Source organism: Arthrobacter sp. N199823 (genome assembly GCF_002929705.1).
In the GTDB taxonomy this organism is placed as follows: Bacteria; Actinomycetota; Actinomycetes; order Actinomycetales; family Micrococcaceae; genus Specibacter.
The window spans coordinates 463,404-482,224 of sequence record NZ_PJIN01000003.1 but is presented as its reverse complement, the minus strand read 5'-3'; the positions used below and the strand labels follow the sequence as shown (position 1 = coordinate 482,224).

Genomic DNA, 18,821 nt, shown 5'->3' with positions numbered 1-18,821 from the left:
TCTAAGCGGGTACGGGAGGAAGTGAAGGTTCGACGGCGGCGGGCTGGCCACCGCCGTCGACTCACTAAACTTCTTCGACAGAGTTAGGCTCGGCCCGTGACAGGTCGATGCCCAGCTCCTCCGCGGCCCGGAAGACTTCTTCATCCGAGTCACGCATCTCAATCGTTGTTCCGTCAGTGGAAAGAACTTCCACGTTCAGGCACAGCGACTGCATTTCCTTGATGAGAACCTTGAAGGATTCCGGGATGCCCGGCTCCGGGATGTTCTCGCCCTTGACGATGGCCTCGTAAACCTTCACGCGGCCATGAATATCATCGGACTTGATCGTCAGCAGTTCCTGCAGCGTGTACGCCGCGCCGTATGCTTCCAGTGCCCAAACTTCCATCTCACCAAAGCGCTGTCCACCGAACTGCGCCTTACCGCCCAAGGGCTGCTGAGTGATCATGGAGTACGGGCCCGTGGAGCGGGCGTGGATCTTGTCGTCCACCAAGTGGTGAAGCTTCAAGATGTACATGTAGCCCACGGAAACCGGGTCCGGGAACGGCTCGCCGGAGCGGCCGTCGAACAGACGCGTCTTACCGGAAGAATCGATCAGGCGTTCGCCGTCACGAGTCAGCGTGGTGGAATCGAGCAGACCAGTGATTTCAGAGTCACGGGCGCCATCGAATACCGGAGTAGCAACCTTCGTCTGACCGATTTCACGCGGCAGGTTCGGCAGGTTCTTGATCCAGTCAGGCTCACCTTCAACCTTCCAACCGGTCTTGGCAACCCAACCGAGGTGGATTTCCAGGACCTGGCCAACGTTCATTCGACCCGGAACACCCAAGGGGTTCAGGACGATATCAACGGGGGTACCGTCGGCCAAGAAGGGCATATCTTCGATCGGGAGGATCTTGGAAATAACACCCTTGTTACCGTGACGGCCAGCCAACTTGTCACCATCGGTGATCTTGCGCTTGTTGGCAACGTAGACGCGAACCAGCTGGTTCACACCGGGGGGCAGGTCATCTTCGGAGTCGCGGTCAAAGACGCGGACACCAATGACGGTTCCTGATTCACCGTGGGGAACCTTCAGGGAAGTGTCGCGAACTTCGCGGCTCTTCTCACCGAAGATGGCGCGCAGCAAACGCTCTTCCGGGGTCAGCTCGGTCTCGCCCTTGGGCGTGACCTTTCCAACCAGGATGTCGCCGGCTTCAACTTCAGCACCAATGTGGATGATGCCTCGCTCGTCGAGACCAGCAAGGATTTCCTCAGAAACGTTCGGGATGTCCCGAGTAATTTCTTCAGCACCAAGCTTGGTGTCGCGAGCATCGATCTCATGCTCTTCGATGTGAATGGAGGAGAGTACATCTTCAGCAACAATGCGCTGCGAAAGGATGATGGCATCCTCGTAGTTGTGACCTTCCCATGACATGAAAGCAACCAAGAGGTTCTTACCCAAGGCAAGCTCGCCCATGTCCGTTGCCGGACCGTCAGCGATGATGCCGCCAACTTCCAGACGCTGACCCTCAGAGGCCAGAACGCGCTGGTTGTAAGCCGTTCCCTGGTTGGAACGCTGGTACTTGGCGATCGGGTAGCTGATCTCCGTGCCGTCGTCGTTCAACATGACAACGACGTCTGCGGATACCTCAGAGACCACACCGGCCTTCTTGGCGATGACAACGTCTCCGGCGTCAACAGCAGTTGCGCGCTCCATGCCGGTACCCACAAACGGGGCCTCGGACTGGACCAGCGGAACAGCCTGACGCTGCATGTTCGCACCCATGAGGGCGCGGTTAGCATCATCATGCTCGAGGAACGGAATCAAGGCAGTTGCCACGGACACCATCTGGCGCGGGGAAACGTCCATGTACTCGACATCGTTGGCCGGGATCAGAACGGGCTCGCCGCCACCACCGCGCTGGCGAACCAGAACAGATTCTTCTTCGAAGTGGCTATTGGCATCCAGAGGCGCGTTGGCCTGTGCGATGACAACATCCATCTCGTCATCAGCTGTCAGGTAATCAACCTCGTCAGAGACGAAGCCGTTCTTGACACGACGGTACGGGGTCTCAATGAAACCGAACGGGTTGATACGTCCGTAGGAAGCCAAGGAACCGATCAGACCAATGTTGGGGCCTTCAGGGGTTTCAATGGGGCACATACGGCCGTAGTGCGACGGGTGAACGTCTCGAACTTCCATGCCTGCACGGTCACGGGACAAACCGCCCGGGCCCAGCGCGGACAGACGACGCTTGTGCGTCAGACCGGCCAGCGGGTTGTTCTGATCCATGAACTGTGAGAGCTGAGAAGTTCCGAAGAACTCCTTGATAGCTGCCACAACGGGACGGATGTTGATCAGTGTCTGCGGCGTAATGGCCTCGACGTCCTGAGTGGTCATACGCTCGCGAACAACGCGCTCCATACGGGATAGGCCCGTGCGGACCTGGTTCTCGATGAGCTCGCCAACGGCGCGGATACGACGGTTACCAAAGTGGTCGATGTCGTCGACGTCAACACGGAGGTCAACCTCGGCGCCGTCGCGCTGGCCCTTGGTGGTCTTGTTGCCGGCGTGCAAAGCAACCAAGTACTTGATCATGGCGACAATGTCATCCACGCTCAGCACGGAAGCCTTCTCGTCGCTCAACGGCAGATCAATACCCAGCTTGCGGTTGATCTTGTAACGGCCAACCTTGGCCAGATCGTAACGCTTCGGGTTGAAGTACAGGTTGTGCAACAGTGCGTCAGCAGCGTCAACTGTGGGCGGCTCGCCCGGACGGAGCTTGCGGTAGATGTCCAGCAGGGCATCCTCGCGGCCTGTGGTGGCATCCTTTTCCAAAGTGGCGCGGATCGAGTCGAACTCGCCGAACTCTTCCAGGATCTGGCCTTCGGTCCAACCCAGGGCCTTCAGCAGTACTGTGACTGACTGCTTGCGCTTGCGGTCAAGACGAACGCCAACCTGATCGCGCTTGTCAATCTCCAGCTCGAACCATGCACCACGTGAGGGGATGATCTTGGCGGTGAAGATTTCCTTGTCACTGGTCTTGTCCGCTGTGCGCTCGAAGTAAGCACCCGGGGAACGAACCAGCTGGGAAACAACAACACGCTCGGTGCCGTTGATGACAAACGTGCCCTTGTTGGTCATGAGCGGGAAATCGCCCATGAAGACAGTCTGCTGTTTGATTTCACCGGTCAAGTTGTTCATGAACTCGGCCTTGACGTACAGCGGTGCGGCGTATGTAGCGTCGCGATCCTTGCACTCGTCAACGGTGAACTTGGGGTCAGAGAATTCCGGCTCCGTGAAGGACAGGGACATGGTGCCCTGGAAGTCCTCGATGGGGGAAATCTCTTCGAAAATGTCGGACAGACCCGAGGTGACGGCCACACTGTCATCGCCAGTATCCACAGCACTCTGCATGCGGTCCTGCCAGCGTCCATTACCTACGAGCCAGTCAAAGCTCTCGGTCTGGAGTGCAAGCAGATTCGGCACGTCAAGCGGCTCGTGAATCTTAGCGAATGAGATGCGACTCTTTGCACCGTCGGTGCTGTTTGAATCGATAGCGGTTGCAGCGTTATTTACATTAGAGGTGCTCGAGGCGACCAAGAGGGATCCTTCCACAGACCTGCAGGCTTGTTCTTACGAACCCTTACCCGTTTCTCTCCCGGTCATCAAACCCGGAGGAACGCTGGCCAAAAAGCCGCGGAAGACGCTTCAAAGTGCAGCAATGCTGCCCTGTGGCGCGTGTTTCCATGACCCTTGACCGAAACAAAGCCCACCGCTATATGAAGGCTGAAGGTAAAGAGGGATACGCAAAGATCTACTCTACTGCCTTAAGGGCTCGCGTGTCTACCCCGAGATTTGGAAAATCGCAAGTATGGATATTCTCACCGCCGCTGCACGCCCATAATACTCCGTTTGCTCCGCCGTCGGACAGCCAAAAGGAATTTTCACAGGGGGCGGTGCTGTTAGATTCTATGGAAGGGATGCACAGTTCAACGAGGACCTGTGCGGAATAAGGTTCAAGGAGCAGTGCGGCCATGGCGTCACAAGCAAACGATGTAGTAATTCTTGCCGGAGCCCGCACTCCACAGGGGCGGCTGAACGGTCAGCTGGCGTCATTTACCGGCGCCGAACTTGGCGCAAAGGCTATCGCCGCTGCGCTCACCCGATCGGGCGTGGACGTTGCGGACATCGATCAGGTCATTATGGGCCAGGTTCTCCAGGCCGGTGCCGGTCAGAACCCGGCACGGCAGAGCTCCGTGGGAGCTGGCATTGGCTGGAATGTGCCAGCGCTGACCATCAACAAGGTCTGCCTGTCCGGGCTGACAGCAATCATTGATGCTGCGCGACTGATTCGAAGTGGGGAAGCTCACGTGGTGGTTGCCGGAGGGCAGGAATCCATGACTCAGGCCCCGCATCTTTTGCCAGGATCACGCAAAGGCTGGGCCTATGGCGCCATCGAGGCCCTCGACGTGGCGGCACATGATGGGCTGACGGACGCCTTCGACAACGACTCCATGGGCCTGTCCACGGAACGTGGAAACATTCGGCTAAATATCACCCGCACCGCTCAAGACGAGGTGGCCGCAGCCTCACACCAGCGCGCAGCTGTAGCGGCCGCAGCCGGTGTTTTCACCGACGAGATCGTCCCCGTGCTGGTTCCCCAGCGTAAGGGCGATCCACTGACTCTGAATCAGGACGAGGGAATTCGTCCGCAGACCACTGTGGATACTCTGGCCGGCTTGCGTCCAGCCTTTACCGCTGACGGCGCCATTACGGCAGGGAACTCCTCTCCCCTATCCGACGGCGCCAGCGCCCTGGTGTTGTCATCGCGCGCCTATGCGGAAGAGCACGGCCTGACGTGGCTCGCTGTGGTGGGCGCCCCCGGTCAGGTGGCCGGGCCCGATAATTCACTGCACTCGCAGCCCTCCAATGCCATTAACCGGGCGCTTTCAACGGCAGGCTGGACCGTGGCGGACCTAGACTTCATTGAGATCAATGAGGCCTTCGGCTCAGTTGCTGTTCAGTCCTTGCGCGATCTGGACTTCCCCTTGGAGAAGTGCAACATCCATGGCGGCGCCATTGCGCTAGGCCACCCCATCGGGGCCTCCGGCGCGCGGCTGGCACTGCATGCAGCCATGGAATTGAGCAGGCGAGGGACAGGAAAGGCTGCCGTGTCATTGTGCGGCGGTGGCGGCCAGGGGGAAGCTCTGTTGCTGTTCCGGGACGCAGAATGACCGGCGACTCTTTGCCCGAGGGCCATGCCCGGGTCGCGGCGGACGCAGCAGCACGCGGACTCGCAGTAGAAATCTTTGCCCGCCCTGCAGCCAATTCTTTGGAAGAGGCTGCCACTCTCATGGGAATCACGCCACAGGACATTGTGAAGTCTCTGGTGGTCAAGCGAAGTGATGGGACGTTTCTGTTTGCCCTGGTGCCCGGCGGCCGTTCCATCTCTTGGCCCAAGCTACGCACGGTGGTTGGTGTCAACAAGCTACAAATGCCCAAGGCGGAGGTGGCCCTGGAAGCCACGGGCTACGAGCGCGGCACCATCACTCCCCTGGGCAGCACTACGGCGTGGCCCGTCTACGCCGACGAGAGCATATCCGGGCGCAAGGTTGCCATGGGCGCTGGCGAGCACGGCTACAGCATGTTCGTCGATGCGGACGCACTTGTAGCGGCCTACGGCGCCGTGGTGGCCGACATCTCCGTGCCCGAATAGCAACGCTCCCTCACATCCCGGGCGTTTTCGGCCAACGCTTCATCACATCCCGGGTGTTTTTGGCCAACGCTCCATCACTTGCTGTCGATATTTGAAGGGCGGGTGAGCGAGCGCCTAGCGTGAGTGCCCAAAAGATGATGCAGCGTCGCCCAAAAAAGCCCAAAAGATGATGCAGCGTCGCCCAAAAAAGCCCAAAAGATGATGCAGCGTCGGGGACAGGCGCAAAGAAGCCCCGCACCAATTGGTGCGGGGCTTCTTTAGAAGTGCGAGGTGATTACTTGAGGGTAACCGTGGCGCCGGCAGCTTCGAGAGCTTCCTTGGCCTTCTCAGCAGCTTCCTTCGTTGCGCCTTCAAGAACAGCCTTAGGAGCCGAATCAACGACCTCCTTGGCTTCCTTCAGACCCAAGGAAGTGATGGAGCGAACTTCCTTGATAACAGCGATCTTCTTGTCGCCGGCTGCTTCGAGGATAACGTCGAATTCAGTCTGCTCTGCGGCTTCTTCAGCTCCGCCACCGGCGGGGCCTGCAACTGCAACAGCAGCAGCAGTTACTTCGAAGGTCTCTTCGAAGAGGGTAACGAACTCGGAGAGCTCGATGATGGTCAGTTCCTTGAAAGCTGCAATGAGCTCGTCGTTGGTGAGCTTAGCCATGAGTGGCGCTCCTTCTGTGTTTTGCCCGCGAGGGGCGAATCCATAAACCTAAACCCTGTTGGATCTAGGGAAATACTAGGGGTGATCACCTGCTGGCAGGCGGCGCGTCCGAAGACGGCGCACGCTATGCTTCGGTGGTCTCGGCTTCTACGGCCGGAGCTTCTTCAGCGGCCGGAGCCTCTTCAGCAGCGGGAGCTTCTTCAGCGGCCGGAGCCTCTTCAACAGGAGCGCCTTCGGCGAGCTTCACGCGCAAAGCTTCGATGGTGCGCGCAGCGGCGGCCATCGGAGCCTTGAGGACGGCAGCAATGCGTGCCAGCTGCAGTTCGCGAGACTCGAGAGCGGCCAGTGCGGCAACTCCCGCAGCATCGAGAGCTTTACCTTCGAACAGACCGGTCTTGATGACCAGCTGCTTGTTGGCTTTTGCAAAATCCGTCAGGCTCTTTGCTGCTGCAACAGCGTCACCCTTGATGAACGCAATTGCGGTGGGGCCGGAGAGCTGACCTTCGAAAGCATCAACACCAGCTTCCTTAGCCGCAATGGCAGTCAGGGTGTTCTTAACAACCGAGAACTTGGTGTCCTGGCCGAGAGAAACGCGCAGCTCTTTGAGCTGAGCTACGGTGAGCCCACGGTATTCGGTTAGGACTGCGGCAGTTGACTCATTGAAATCGTTTGTGATTTCTGCAACTGCAGCCACCTTTGTTGGCGTTGCCATAACACTCCTTCCGGGAATAGTTGCCGGCCTTTGCTGGTCCTGCCGTCAACCTGTGAGGGCATCTGGTAAAACAAAAACGCCCCGCACAGATGTACGGGGCGTTTGGTGGCAGCGGATCCATGGGATTTCTCCCGGTTCAACACTGCTACATAAGCTTTGTGCACCTGCGCTGGCCGTCCTGTTGAAGGACTTTCGGATGAAAAACTGCCCATATCCAGCGCATCAGGATGCATGCTGCATCATCAAGCTGGGGGTGATTATCATCGACCGACGGTCTTTGGTGCTTCAAGCCTACAGGAGCGGCCGCCATGAATCCAAATCGTGGAAAGGTGCAATAGGCCACACTTCCGGCTCACGTAGCTAATCGACGGCGTTGAAGTCCTTGCGCCACTGCCCCGTTACGCCAGCGCCAACGTACCCCAAGGCTGCGTTGACTGCCAGCATGTATTGGTTCTCCGGGGAATTCCAGGTGTAGAGCGTTCGCAACGTGGGAAAATGCAGTTCCAGCTGTTCCATATTGGCAACCTTGATGAACAGCCCCACATCCTTACCCTTGTGGACTTCCTCCACCACGGTGTCGTCCTGGAAAGCTACGTCGTCACGATGCCCCAGCAATGAAATGGAGGTGAAAGCCACTAGCGCCCCTGTTTCCAGGTGTTCAGCCGCGCTGACAATGGTGCGCCGACCAGTGAGCCGGGACAGCTCTTCGGCTTCTCGAAGCTGCTTCACATCCCAAGTACCAAGATCGCCGTCGTCTTCGTTATGGCCCTTTTCCAGACGGACAAAGTCCGCGGCCCACTCCTCGGGGCAGGCATCCAGCCACTGGTGAACACGGTAGGCGCCTTGATGCGTTCCCTCAGCCCGACGGGCCAGCTGTGCCAGGAGATCTCCGGGAGGAGGCATGGTGCAGGCACTGAACTGCTCCACACGTTCCAGTGCGTAGCCGGCATTGCTGGCAAAACGAGCTTCGCGGCTCTTGAGCGGGAGATCACTACCTCCCTGAGCTGCGGGAATCCGCTCTCCGGTGGAGCCGGCAGCTTCAAGATCTGCAGCGGGATGATTGGTCTCAACCACCACAATTTTGCGATTCTCACCCTTCACAAAGAGCTCAGCCGCTTCGAGAAGTTTCCGGCCAATGCCGTTTCCTGCCGCCTCGGGCAGCACATCCAAGGTCACATGCGCCAAGTCGGTGTTGTCATCTAGTGGCATCGCGATGCCGGCGCGCCCAATGATCTTTGAGCCATTGCGCGCCACCAGGACCACGTACCACTCGTAGGGATCGTGGCAAAGAGCGAAAAGCTCCGCAGGCGTATAGGCCAGAAGATCATTGCCCCACGTGTTGATGCGGACTTGTCGGGAGACTTCCACAGCCTCTAGGAAGTCTGCAGCAGAGCTATCCAAAAGATTCTCAGGAACCCGCAATTGTTCGACGGTGGCTTCAGCCATGGCAAAAATACCTGTCTCTTTCTTTCAATCCGACCGCACCATGACGTAATCATGCTCGATCTGTTTCCCCAATTGAAAGCTTCTGGTGCCAACTATGGCGAACCCATGCTTCCGATAAAATTTCTGCGCGCGTTCGTTCTCGCTGTTGACCCCAAGCCAAGTATGTTGGCGCCCCTGGCTGGCAATCCAATCTAAGCTGGCAGCCATGATGCTGGCCCCCACACCGTGGCCATGAGCGTCAGGATGTGCATAACACTTGCTGAATTCGATGGCGTCCGGTGCGCTCACGAGCCCCGCCACGTCAGCATCGACCGGGGGCGTGTCTACCAAGATGGTGTAAGCCAGCAGGCGGCCCGTCGTTGAGGGAGCTTGATCTTCGGCGACAAATATCACCCGCAGCGGATCTGCCAAATACGCGGCGAAGGTATCAGGCCCAAGATGCGCTTGAATAAACGCTGCTACTTCGGTTTTGGGGCTAGTGGGAGGACAAGCCACCGGAAAGGTCAGCGCGGCAAGCTCTGCCAGCGCGGGAGCATCAGCTGCGCCAGCCTGACGGATACGAAATTGCACCTGTGCTCCCTCCCCTACTGTTTCAGTCATCTTTCTAACGTACCAGCATGCAAACAAGAAAGGGCTGACGCAGCGTAACGCTGCGTCAGCCCTTTCTCAGGAATTTAGTGAAGCTTAGGCTTCAACCATTACCTTGGTTGCAGCCGGATCCACGGGGATGCCGGGGCCGAACGTCGTGGAGACGGTAGCCTTCTGCAGGTAGCGGCCCTTGGAAGCTGACGGCTTCAAACGAAGCACTTCTTCCAGAGCTGCTGCGTAGTTTTCGCCCAGCTTCTCAGCGTCGAAGGAAACCTTGCCGATGATGAAGTGAAGGTTGGAGTGCTTGTCGACGCGGAAGTCGATCTTTCCACCCTTGATTTCGTTAACAGCCTTGGCAACGTCGTTGGTGACGGTACCGGTCTTCGGGTTAGGCATGAGGTTACGAGGACCCAGAACCTTACCCAAACGGCCAACCTTACCCATGAGGTCAGGTGTAGCAACGGCTGCGTCGAAGTCGGTCCAGCCGCCCTGGATCTTTTCGATCAGGTCGTCGGTACCAACGAAGTCGGCGCCAGCTGCGATGGCAGCTTCTGCACGCTCACCGGTTGCGAAAACCAGGACGCGAGCGGTCTTACCGGTACCGTGAGGCAGGTTAACCGTTCCGCGAATCATCTGGTCAGCCTTGCGAGGGTCTACACCTAAGCGGAAGGCAACCTCAACGGTAGCGTCGAACTTGGAGGGGTTGGTCTCCTTGGCGAGCTTGATGGCGTCGAAGGGTGCGTATACTGTCTCCGCATCGATCTTGGCCTGAGCTGCCTCATATGCTTTACTGCGCTTTGCCATGCTGCGTTTCTCCTTGTGCAGTTGTGGTCGTTAGGACCGCGCGGGCCCTGCCACTACGTCCGCCGTGCCCACTCAAGGTGAGTCATCCGGCGTCGTTCTTAATGTTTGTTGTGCCCAAATGGGCGTAAAGCGAAAGTCTAAAAAGACTTATGCTTCGACGGTGACACCCATGGAACGGGCGGTACCGGCGATGATCTTCTCTGCGCCTTCGATGCTCGTGGCGTTGAGGTCAACCATCTTCTGGGTGGCGATCTCGGTAACCTGAGCCTTGGTCAGCTGAGCAACCTTGACGGTGTGCGGCGTACCTGAACCCTTAGCAATGCCTGCAGCCTTTTTGATGAGCTCTGCAGCCGGCGGGGTCTTGGTGATGAAGGTGAATGAACGGTCTTCGTAAACCGTGATTTCAACCGGGATAACGTTTCCGCGCTGGGATTCCGTTGCAGCGTTGTACGCCTTGCAGAATTCCATGATGTTGACACCGTGCTGGCCAAGCGCGGGACCGATGGGCGGTGCCGGGTTAGCGGCGCCTGCCTGGATCTGCAGCTTGATAAGGCCGGTGACCTTTTTCTTGGGAGCCAATGTAGGGTCCTTCTCTCAATATCTTTCCTTGGTCGACGGAGCGCGTCCAAGGTGGGTGGCCAGATGGCGTCCGGCCGAACGTTTCGCAGGGAACTAAGCACGCCCCTGCGGAACGAAATTTAGGGGCAACTAGATCTTGGTGACCTGGTTGAATGCGAGCGTAACGGGGGTTTCACGCTCGAAGATGGAAACCAGAACCACCAGCTGTGCAGCTTCGGGCTTGATCTCGGAGATCGAGGCGGACAGGCCTTCGAACGGACCATCCTTGACGATGACGGCTTCGCCAACCTCAAAGTCAATCTCGGCGTCGCTGGGATCGTGACGCAACGGAACGCCGGTCTCTTCTGCCTGCTGCTCTTCGAAGATCGGGGCAAGCATGGAGAAGACTTCATCCAAACGCAGCGGAACCGGGTTGTGGGCGTTGCCAACGAAGCCTGTAACACCGGGAGTGTGGCGAACAACGCCCCATGAGGCGTCGGTCAGGTCCATACGGACCAGCACGTAGCCGGGGATGCGAACGCGGTTAACAACCTTGCGCTGTGCATTCTTGATCTCCACGACTTCTTCCATGGGGACCTGAATTTCGAAGATGTAATCTTCCATGTTCAGCGACAGGCTTCGTGATTCAAGGTTGACCTTGACGCGGTTTTCGTAACCGGCGTAGGAGTGAATGACGTACCAGTCACCCTCCTGGCGACGCAGCTTAGCCTTGAACTCTTCGGCATGGTCAACCTCAGGCTCGGCGTCAGCGGCCGGCTCGTCGGTTGCTGCTTCTGCATCTGCGTCAACTTCTGCATCAACGGTTTCTGCCTCTGCTGCTTCCGCAGTTTCTGCGTCTACAGTGTCAGCAGTTTCGCCGTCAACAACATCAAGGTCGGCATTGATGGCAGCATCAGCAACCACAGTGTCCTGGTCCTGCTCACTGTTTGTTGCCTCGGGCTCCAGCTCAGACACGAATTTCCTGCTTTCCTTGTGCGTTTCTTAAATGGCTCAAACCGACCCATGCCAAATATTTTCAGCGGGGTCGGCCAGTTTGAGCGTCTTACTGCTCGAGGTTTACGTTTCCACCGAAGATCCACAGCACAGCTTGGCCGAAGCCGAGATCCAGGACGGTAACAATACCCATCACGATAACTACGAATACCAACACAACGGTAGTCATGTTAATCAACTCTTTGCGAGTGGGTGTGACAACCTTCTTCAGCTCGCCGATGACTTGGCGGAGGAAGAGGGCGATGCCAGCGAAAAAGCCGGGCTTGCCGGGCTTTCCAGCCTTCTTGGCAGATCCCTTGGAACCGCTTGCCGCAGTTTCGGACACCAGTGCCTCACTCATCGTTCGTTGGAGAACTCGCAAATCCGTAGATTCGGACCGCGCGACGTGCTTAGTATTCGCTTGGAGGTGGAACTCATTTTGCGACGAAGCCGCGAAACAAAGATGCCACTTCCATGCGCAGGGCAGACAGGACTCGAACCTGCAACCTGCGGTTTTGGAGACCGCTGCGCTACCAATTGCGCCACTACCCTTTGGGATTCACACACAAACCGAAACATCATCTGCGTTGAAAGATCCGCTCGGCGTTTGTAAACCATGAATAACTTACAGTCTCAAGGCCGTGATTCCAAACCGGCTTGAAGGCGTGAACCATCATGGTGTTTGAACACCGATTATCCATTCTACGCATTGATGCGGCGATAGTCGAACCGAGGACCGGATGCACCTAAAGTAGAGGGTGACGAAGTTTGTATTTTGGGCCTCCCACCGAAGAAAGAATCCTGATGTCTGCCGAATTGAGCGTTGGTCAAGTCCACTCCCGCCGTGTTTCCGCAAGGATCGCCGCGATTGCCGAATCCGCAACCCTGGCCGTTGATGCCAAAGCCAAGGCCTTGAAGGCTGCAGGGCGCCCTGTCATTGGCTTTGGTGCGGGCGAACCGGATTTCCCCACCCCGGACTACATTGTTGAAGCGGCCGTAGCTGCGGCCCGTCAACCAAAATTCCACCGCTACTCGCCAGCTGCGGGGCTTCCCGAACTGCGCAAGGCCATCGCAGAAAAGACTCTGCGTGACTCCGGCTATGCAGTAGATCCAGCCCAGGTGTTGGTGACCAACGGCGGCAAGCAGGCCGTGTATGAATCATTCGCGACACTGCTCGATCCAGGCGACGAGGTCATCATTCCCACGCCATTCTGGACCACGTACCCGGAGGCCATCCGCTTGGCCGGCGGCGTTCCCGTGGAGGTCTTTGCAGGCCCCGAGCAGGGCTACCTTGTCACCGTGGAGCAGCTCGAGGCCGCCTTGACGCCGCGCACCAAGGTGCTGCTGTTCGTCTCCCCGTCCAACCCGACAGGTGCTGTTTACTCCCCCGAGCAGACCCGCGAAATCGGCCTTTGGGCCGCGGCCAAGGGCCTTTGGGTTATCACCGACGAAATCTATGAGCACCTGACCTACGACGGCGTTCCCTTCACTTCCATTGCCACTGCGGTACCCGAGTTGGGCGACCGCGTGGTCATCCTCAACGGCGTGGCCAAGACGTACGCCATGACCGGTTGGCGCGTGGGCTGGATGATCGCGCCTTTGGATGTCACCAAGGCCGCCACCAACATGCAATCCCACGCAACATCCAATGTGGCCAATGTCTCCCAGATGGCTGCCTTAGCGGCAGTCTCCGGACCGCTGACGGCAGTGGATGAAATGAAGGTTGCCTTCGACCGCCGCCGGCAAGCCATGGTTGCCGCGCTGAACTCCATCGACGGCGTGGAATGCCCCACCCCGCACGGCGCCTTCTACGCTTACGCAGATGTCCGCGGCCTGTTAGGCCGTGAAATTGGTGGCATCCGCCCCGCCACGTCCGCCGAACTGGCGGCTCTGATCCTGGACAAGGCCGAGGTTGCTGTTGTGCCAGGTGAGGCCTTTGGTCCCAGCGGCTTCATGCGCTTGTCCTACGCACTCGGCGACGACGACCTCGCAATCGGTGTGGCGCGCCTGCAGGAATTCCTAGGCTCAGCGAAGTAATCCGCCCAAGCGTTGACCTTATGCGCACAACTCGACTCGGGTTGTGCGCATAAGTGTTTATGCGCGCAACTCAAGCTGAGTGCAACGCATCAGCGCGGTCCAATTACCTTATGCGCACTACTCACGGCGGAGTTCGGTGCATAACATCAGAAATCCCTTACAGCAGGCGGCGGTCTGCGGCCCAGCGCGTCAATTCGTGGCGTGAGGAGAGCTGAAGTTTGCGCAGTACGGCGGAAACGTGGGATTCCACTGTCTTGATGGAGATGAACAGTGCTTTAGCCACTTCTTTATAGGAGTAGCCGCGGGCAATGAGCCGCATGACTTCCAGCTCCCGTGCCGAGAGTTTGTCCAGCTCGTCTTCCACTGCGACTTCGGCGGTGCCAAAGGCATCCAGCACGAACCCCGCTAGGCGTGGTGAAAACACCGCGTCGCCTCCGGCCACTCGGCGGACAGCGTCGGAGATCTCAGCGCCGGAAATGGATTTTGTCACATAGCCGCGCGCCCCGGCCCTAATCACCGAGACCACGTCCTCGGCAGAGTCGGAAACACTCAGTGCCAGGAACTTGGTGCTGGCCAGCAGCGCGGCACAGCCTGCGATGACTTCACGCCCGCCCTGACCGCGCCCGCCTGGCAGGTGCACATCCAACAGCACCACGTCGGGCTGTTCGGCAGTGACGGCGACGATGGCTTGTTCAACGGTGGCAGCCTCGGCCAGCACCACAATGTCCTGGGCCAGATCGGCTTTGAGGCCCGAGCGGAAGATGGCGTGGTCATCCACAATCACAACCCTGATGGGTGTTGGCGGTATTGTCATTTCGCTTCCTCGGTGGCTGGAGTTTCGCTGGGCAGGTGCAACCGCACTTCGGTTCCGTCCGCCGAACTAATGATCTCAGCAGCCCCCCCGTTACGCTGCATGCGTCCCACGACGGATTCCCGCACTCCCAGCCTGTCCGCCGGAACCGTCTCGACATCAAACCCTGGCCCGCGGTCCTTAATAAACACATCCACGCCCTGCGCTCCGGCTTCAACATAGACGGAGACCGTGGTGCCACCGTGCCGCACACCATTGAACACCGCTTCCCTGACAGCCTGAACCAGTGCGCTGCCTCGGTCGGTCAGTTCGGCATCACCCACGGCCACCACTTCCACGGCTTGTCCGTAGACATCCTCCGCTTCAGCACACACTGCCTTGACCCGTTCCACGAGCGCCCCGGCATTATGCGCGGCGTCCTGATAAATCCATTCGCGCAGTTCGCGTTCCTGAGCGCGGGCCAATCGAGTCACATCCGCGGGCGAGCTTGCGCTTTTTTGAATCAGGGCCAGCGTCTGCAGCACTGAATCATGCAGATGAGCCGCAATCTCCGCCCGCTCAGTTTCGCGAATGCGCCCGGCTCGTTCGGACTGGAACTCCCGCCAGAATTTCAGTACCCAGGGCGCCAGCACCAGAGCCACCCCTGCCAGCACGGCCAAGGACGCCACCACTGAGGACCACACAAGTGTCCAAGAACCGGAGCCGGCAACAATGACAATCACTCCGGCGATGACCAGGGCGATGCCGCCACCTAACCGCAGCAAAGCCATGGGTGTGTTCATTTTGGCGGCGCTGAGCAGCCCGATCCGGCGGGTGTCATCGAGCTGCATCCACGCAAGCACGGCTCCCAGGACAATAATCAGCAGCGGAATGAGGGTGCCCAGCTGAAGATTCCATCCGCTCTGTTGCCCAAAGAGTACGACGGCGGCAATGACCAGTCCGCCGCCGATCGCCACTTCGCGGAAGCCTAGTGAGAGACGCTGACGAGTCGGGTTGCTATTGCTTTCCTCCCGAGCGCCAGGTGCGGGCCGGAACAGCGTCAGCCGGGGGTTGCCGTCCTCGTCCAGCAAAGAGCCGCGCTCCCGGGCTTCATCCCCCGCCATGGGCACCAGCAACCACAGCCACCCATAGAAGACCAGACCTGCCCCGAAGAAGAAGCTGGCGCCAAGCATGATGGCACGAACCAACCCCACCTTGACGCCGAGGTGTTCGGCCAGTCCCCCGCAAACCCCGGCGACCATGCGCTCTTGGGTGCGGTACATCTTTGCGCTCATGGTTCAATCCAAGCACGCCCCGCAACCATCCGGCCCCCTTTCGGGGGTGCTTCAGGGTTCTTTCAGGGTCACCCCCGATAGTCGCCGAGGAGCTCCGCGGGACACCATTGAACTATGACTACCCCACATGACGTCCCAGAAGAACCAGCCGGCCCCGCTCCGGAACCAAAAGCGCAGGAACCGCAAGAACCGGCCCCGACAGCACAAGACCCACACGAGGTTCCAGTGCAGGATGAACCCCATGCTCAGGAACCGGCACCAGCTTTCGCCCCGCCACAATCGGAATCCGCAAAATTCTTCCTGTGGCTCCGCGGGCTGGGCATCCGGCGCGGGAGCAACCGCTGGTTGGGTGGCGTCTGCAGCGGCCTGGCGGACAAATGGGGCATTGACCCCGTGATTGTGCGCGGGCTCGCCGTAGTTCTGACGCTCTTTTTCGGCGTCGGCTTGCTGGCCTATGGCGTGGCATGGGCGCTCCTGCCCGAGCCGGACGGGCGCATTCATGTTGAGGAGGTGGCCCGTGGACGCTGGAGTGCCGGCATGACAGGAGCCGGTATCACCACGCTGCTGGGCTTGGGAGGCTCCGGCACAGGGGCGTTCCGCGACGGGGACTGGTTCTTTTGGCCCGTCATCTGGGTCGGCGGCGTTGCTTGGCTCATCTATTGGGTCATCAACCGCGACAAGACTAAGAATGCTCGCTCCTTCGACTCGGGCGCCGCACCGCAGCAGGGGGCTCCGGGCCCTGAAGCGGGGCAGCAGCCCGGCCAGTCCTGGTCCGGCCACAGCGTGAAAGCGGCGGATTACGGCCCCCGAGGCTCTGCCAACCCGACCAGCCCGACCAGCCCCACCATGTTTTCCGGGCCGACAGCGCCCTACATCCAGCAGCCATATCTGCCCACTCCGCAGATGCACATCAAAAAACAAGTCGTAAAGAACAAGCCCCGCCTGGGCGCGGCAGGTAGTTTTCTGGTAATCGGCGCTGCTGCCGTGGTTGGTGCGGCCGTGCTGCTCCTGGACGCCGGCAATGTCATCCACCTCGGCGGCTACGAGGCCGGCGTCGCGGCGGCTGCCGCGGCCATCACTGCCGGACTCGGCATTGTGGCTGCAGGAATGAGCGGCCGCACGGCTGGCGGACTCGGGACGTTTGCCGTTCTGGCCCTGATGTTCGCCGGACTGCTCAGCCTGCCCGCCAACAACACGCCAGTCGACGCATTCAACAACACCAGCTGGACCCCCAGCTCCGTAGCTGCCGCGGAAGACGGCCGGACGGTGGTGCTGGGCAATGCCACCTTTGACCTGACCCAACTCGGAGACGGCACCGCCCTAAGCGCCGACGTGGACGTGCCGCTCAAGGCAGTCACCGCCAACATGAGCATCATGGTGCCGGCAGGCATCCCCGTGACGGTGAAGAGTGAGCTGGCGGCCGCCCAGTTCTCCATCGATGGAAAGAACGACGGCGGCGTCCTCACCCAGGACATGACCAGCACCATCAATCCCAGCGCCACAGGCTATGGCCTAGTCATCACCCTGCAGGCCGTGGCCAGCAACATTGACATCGTCACTGTGCCGGCAGCTCCGTGACGGACAACCAGCACCTCCCAGACACCCCAGCAACCCCAGCAACCCCAGCAACCCCAGACAGAGTGGAGCACACCGTGAACAATCCAACAGAACCCCTCGAGCAACCGGAGCGCACCACCGGTGGTGGCAGTCATCGCCCGCCGGCCGGCTATTTCACGGACCCAACACCGTCATCCCCAACACCGTCACCGAGCCACGAAGCTGCGGCCGGGAGCGAGACTCCGGGACTCCAGAACTCGCCCGCCGGCACGCGGGCCGGGCGGCACCCGGCCCGCGTGGGCACCATAGTGTGGGGCGCCGTCGTTCTTGTGGCAGGGATCCTGCTCATCCTGGCCACCCAGCTGGACCTGAACCTGGATGCCGGACTCACCACCATGTGGCTGCTGCTCGGAGCAGGTGTTGCCATGGTGGCAGGGGGCGCCGTCAACCTGCTGCAAAGGAAATAGCGAACGTCCACGGAACGGTCGCGAGGTTGCCGAGATCACATCTACGTCTAGAATGGTCTGATGAGGAGCTCAATGATGCGCTCAAACCACATTGACTCCATCCCTCGAAGGACCTAAATACACATGAAGATTGGAATTCTCACCAGCGGCGGAGATTGCCCCGGGCTGAACGCAGTGATCCGCGGAATCGTTCTGAAGGGCATCAAGTCCTACGGCCACGAATTTGTTGGTTTCCGTGACGGCTGGCGCGGCGTGGTCGAGGGCGATGTCATGGACCTCCCCCGCCAGATGGTCCGAGGCATCTCCAAGCAGGGCGGTACTATCCTGGGTACCTCCCGAACCAACCCCTTCGAAGGCAACGGTGGCCCCGACGTCATCAAGGCCAATATGGAGCGGCTCGGCGTTGATGCATTGATCGCGATTGGCGGCGAAGGCACCCTTGCCGCCGCGCGCCGCCTCACCGATGCTGGCCTGAAAATTGTGGGCGTGCCCAAGACCGTTGACAACGATCTTGACGCCACGGATTACACCTTCGGCTTTGACACTGCCGTGCAGATTGCCACCGAGGCCATCGACCGTTTGCGCACCACGGGCGAATCCCACCACCGCTGCATGATTGCCGAAGTCATGGGCCGCCATGTGGGTTGGATTGCCCTGCATGCCGGCATGGCCACCGGCGCCCACGCCGTGCTGATCCCGGAGCAGAAGACCAGCATGGACCAGATCGTTGAATGGGTAAAGGAAGCACACGACCGTGGCCGTGCGCCGTTGGTTGTCGTGGCTGAAGGATTCGTCCCCGACCACCAGGACTCGGCACACTCCGAGCGCGGCCTTGACACCTTTGGCCGTCCCCGTCTCGGCGGCATTGGTGACCAGCTGGCACCCGAGATCGAAGCACGCACGGGGATTGAAACCCGCGCCACGATCCTGGGCCACATCCAACGTGGCGGTGTCCCTTCCAGCTTTGACCGCGTTCTGGCTACCCGCTTGGGCATGGCTGCCGTGGATTCAGTAGTGGAAGCACGCTGGGGCACCATGGTGGCGCTCAAGGGCACCGAGATTGAGCACGTACCTTTCGAGGCCGCTCTGGGGAACCTCAAGACAGTACCGCAGCATCGCTATGACGAAGCCGCCATCCTGTTCGGCTAAGCCTTGAATCGAGAACGCCCCGCAGCCATTCATTGCTGCGGGGCGTTTGTTTTGTTTTGGGGTTCCTGAGTGGGGCC

The 18,821-nt window shown here is 59.5% G+C and carries 17 protein-coding genes and 1 tRNA gene; 6 read left to right on the top strand and 12 right to left on the bottom strand.

Annotated elements, in window-relative coordinates; genetic code table 11:
• Positions 1-64: 64 nt before the first annotated feature.
• On the bottom strand, positions 65-3,583 hold the full coding sequence (rpoB, locus tag CXQ93_RS09430; RefSeq protein WP_104110316.1) for a DNA-directed RNA polymerase subunit beta: 3,519 nt from the start codon (positions 3,581-3,583) through the stop codon (positions 65-67).
• Between the two features lie 434 nt (positions 3,584-4,017).
• On the opposite strand from rpoB, the gene CXQ93_RS09425 reads away from it, so the two are divergent.
• Positions 4,018-5,217, top strand: coding sequence for an acetyl-CoA C-acetyltransferase (locus tag CXQ93_RS09425; protein WP_104110170.1), 1,200 nt, complete (start codon positions 4,018-4,020; stop codon positions 5,215-5,217).
• Positions 5,214-5,699: an aminoacyl-tRNA deacylase gene (locus CXQ93_RS09420; protein ID WP_104110169.1), complete on the top strand. Its 486-nt coding sequence runs from the start codon at positions 5,214-5,216 to the stop codon at positions 5,697-5,699. The genes CXQ93_RS09425 and CXQ93_RS09420 overlap by 4 nt, the downstream gene beginning before the upstream one ends.
• A gap of 274 nt (positions 5,700-5,973) precedes the next feature.
• Here CXQ93_RS09420 and rplL read toward each other — a convergent pair whose 3' ends face one another.
• The 9 genes from rplL to CXQ93_RS09375 form a co-directional block, all read right to left on the bottom strand.
• A complete protein-coding gene (rplL, locus tag CXQ93_RS09415; protein ID WP_104110168.1) occupies positions 5,974-6,348 on the bottom strand; it encodes a 50S ribosomal protein L7/L12 in 375 nt (124 codons plus the stop codon).
• 124 nt (positions 6,349-6,472) lie between these two features.
• Entirely contained in the window at positions 6,473-7,060 is a 588-nt protein-coding gene (gene rplJ, locus CXQ93_RS09410) for a 50S ribosomal protein L10 (RefSeq protein ID WP_104110167.1), read from the bottom strand.
• Between the two features lie 360 nt (positions 7,061-7,420).
• Entirely contained in the window at positions 7,421-8,506 is a 1,086-nt protein-coding gene (locus CXQ93_RS09405) for a GNAT family N-acetyltransferase (protein WP_104110166.1), read from the bottom strand.
• A gap of 24 nt (positions 8,507-8,530) precedes the next feature.
• Complete coding sequence (locus CXQ93_RS09400; protein WP_104110165.1) at positions 8,531-9,106, bottom strand: N-acetyltransferase; 576 nt, start codon at positions 9,104-9,106, stop codon at positions 8,531-8,533.
• 84 nt (positions 9,107-9,190) lie between these two features.
• Positions 9,191-9,898, bottom strand: coding sequence for a 50S ribosomal protein L1 (rplA, locus tag CXQ93_RS09395; protein ID WP_062286617.1), 708 nt, complete (start codon positions 9,896-9,898; stop codon positions 9,191-9,193).
• 147 nt (positions 9,899-10,045) lie between these two features.
• On the bottom strand, positions 10,046-10,477 hold the full coding sequence (gene rplK, locus CXQ93_RS09390) for a 50S ribosomal protein L11 (RefSeq protein ID WP_062286616.1): 432 nt from the start codon (positions 10,475-10,477) through the stop codon (positions 10,046-10,048).
• Between the two features lie 129 nt (positions 10,478-10,606).
• Entirely contained in the window at positions 10,607-11,431 is an 825-nt protein-coding gene (gene nusG / locus CXQ93_RS09385; protein WP_104110164.1) for a transcription termination/antitermination protein NusG, read from the bottom strand.
• An 88-nt stretch (positions 11,432-11,519) separates the two neighbouring features.
• Complete coding sequence (secE, locus tag CXQ93_RS09380; RefSeq protein WP_104110163.1) at positions 11,520-11,810, bottom strand: preprotein translocase subunit SecE; 291 nt, start codon at positions 11,808-11,810, stop codon at positions 11,520-11,522.
• A gap of 118 nt (positions 11,811-11,928) precedes the next feature.
• Positions 11,929-12,001, bottom strand: a tRNA-Trp gene (locus CXQ93_RS09375).
• Between the two features lie 252 nt (positions 12,002-12,253).
• Here CXQ93_RS09375 and CXQ93_RS09370 point away from each other — a divergent pair.
• Complete coding sequence (locus CXQ93_RS09370; protein WP_104110162.1) at positions 12,254-13,486, top strand: pyridoxal phosphate-dependent aminotransferase; 1,233 nt, start codon at positions 12,254-12,256, stop codon at positions 13,484-13,486.
• Positions 13,487-13,643: 157 nt separating this feature from the next.
• Here CXQ93_RS09370 and CXQ93_RS09365 read toward each other — a convergent pair whose 3' ends face one another.
• Entirely contained in the window at positions 13,644-14,300 is a 657-nt protein-coding gene (locus tag CXQ93_RS09365; protein WP_104110161.1) for a response regulator transcription factor, read from the bottom strand.
• A complete protein-coding gene (locus tag CXQ93_RS09360; RefSeq protein WP_104110160.1) occupies positions 14,297-15,571 on the bottom strand; it encodes an ATP-binding protein in 1,275 nt (424 codons plus the stop codon). Before CXQ93_RS09360 ends, CXQ93_RS09365 begins: the two co-directional genes overlap by 4 nt.
• Before the next feature lie 114 nt (positions 15,572-15,685).
• Between CXQ93_RS09360 and CXQ93_RS09355 the strand changes: the two genes are divergently transcribed.
• From CXQ93_RS09355 to CXQ93_RS09345, 3 genes are all read left to right on the top strand, one after another.
• On the top strand, positions 15,686-17,149 hold the full coding sequence (locus CXQ93_RS09355; RefSeq protein WP_104110159.1) for a PspC domain-containing protein: 1,464 nt from the start codon (positions 15,686-15,688) through the stop codon (positions 17,147-17,149).
• A gap of 74 nt (positions 17,150-17,223) precedes the next feature.
• Entirely contained in the window at positions 17,224-17,595 is a 372-nt protein-coding gene (locus CXQ93_RS20640; RefSeq protein ID WP_181036101.1) for a hypothetical protein, read from the top strand.
• A gap of 123 nt (positions 17,596-17,718) precedes the next feature.
• Positions 17,719-18,744 carry a 6-phosphofructokinase gene (locus tag CXQ93_RS09345; protein ID WP_104110157.1) on the top strand — a complete coding sequence of 342 codons (1,026 nt, stop codon included), beginning with the start codon at positions 17,719-17,721 and terminating at the stop codon, positions 18,742-18,744.
• Positions 18,745-18,821: the final 77 nt, after the last annotated feature.

What these genes read in the sequence shown, in the direction of transcription:
- CXQ93_RS09345 (WP_104110157.1), top strand. Translation starts at nt 17,719, where the DNA reads ATGAAGATTGGAATTCTCACCAGCGGCGGAGATTGCCCCGGGCTGAAC.
- CXQ93_RS09420 (WP_104110169.1), top strand. Translation starts at nt 5,214, where the DNA reads ATGACCGGCGACTCTTTGCCCGAGGGCCATGCCCGGGTCGCGGCGGAC.
- CXQ93_RS09400 (WP_104110165.1), bottom strand. Translation starts at nt 9,106, where the DNA reads ATGACTGAAACAGTAGGGGAGGGAGCACAGGTGCAATTTCGTATCCGT.
- rplL (WP_104110168.1), bottom strand. Translation starts at nt 6,348, where the DNA reads ATGGCTAAGCTCACCAACGACGAGCTCATTGCAGCTTTCAAGGAACTG.
- CXQ93_RS09370 (WP_104110162.1), top strand. Translation starts at nt 12,254, where the DNA reads ATGTCTGCCGAATTGAGCGTTGGTCAAGTCCACTCCCGCCGTGTTTCC.
- CXQ93_RS09405 (WP_104110166.1), bottom strand. Translation starts at nt 8,506, where the DNA reads ATGGCTGAAGCCACCGTCGAACAATTGCGGGTTCCTGAGAATCTTTTG.
- rplA (WP_062286617.1), bottom strand. Translation starts at nt 9,898, where the DNA reads ATGGCAAAGCGCAGTAAAGCATATGAGGCAGCTCAGGCCAAGATCGAT.
- rplJ (WP_104110167.1), bottom strand. Translation starts at nt 7,060, where the DNA reads ATGGCAACGCCAACAAAGGTGGCTGCAGTTGCAGAAATCACAAACGAT.
- CXQ93_RS09425 (WP_104110170.1), top strand. Translation starts at nt 4,018, where the DNA reads ATGGCGTCACAAGCAAACGATGTAGTAATTCTTGCCGGAGCCCGCACT.
- CXQ93_RS09365 (WP_104110161.1), bottom strand. Translation starts at nt 14,300, where the DNA reads ATGACAATACCGCCAACACCCATCAGGGTTGTGATTGTGGATGACCAC.
- CXQ93_RS09355 (WP_104110159.1), top strand. Translation starts at nt 15,686, where the DNA reads ATGACTACCCCACATGACGTCCCAGAAGAACCAGCCGGCCCCGCTCCG.
- CXQ93_RS09360 (WP_104110160.1), bottom strand. Translation starts at nt 15,571, where the DNA reads ATGAGCGCAAAGATGTACCGCACCCAAGAGCGCATGGTCGCCGGGGTT.
- secE (WP_104110163.1), bottom strand. Translation starts at nt 11,810, where the DNA reads ATGAGTGAGGCACTGGTGTCCGAAACTGCGGCAAGCGGTTCCAAGGGA.